This is a genomic window from Stenotrophomonas sp. STEN008, assembly GCF_056760435.1.
This window is the reverse complement of record NZ_JBRRET010000097.1, coordinates 1-222: the sequence shown is the minus strand read 5'-3', so window position 1 is coordinate 222 and position 222 is coordinate 1. Positions and strand designations below refer to the sequence as shown.

The window sequence follows — 222 nt, the reverse complement described above, 5'->3', positions numbered from 1 at the left end:
CCTGAGCTACAGACCCAAATGTCTTACTCAAACGTGGTGGAGCCTGTCGGGATCGAACCGACGACCCCCTGCTTGCAAAGCAGGTGCTCTCCCAGCTGAGCTAAGGCCCCAAAAGGGACATCTCACACCGGCCTGGCCGATGCAAATCTCTGAATGCAGGTACTTTGTGAAGACGCCCGACAGGACGATGCTGTCTTTGCTCAAAAGGAGGTGATCCAGCCG

At 56.3% G+C, this 222-nt stretch carries 1 tRNA gene; it reads right to left on the bottom strand.

The window, feature by feature from the left end:
- Window positions 1–34: 34 nt before the first annotated feature.
- Window positions 35–110, bottom strand: a tRNA-Ala gene (locus tag ACVOME_RS18710).
- Window positions 111–222: the final 112 nt, after the last annotated feature.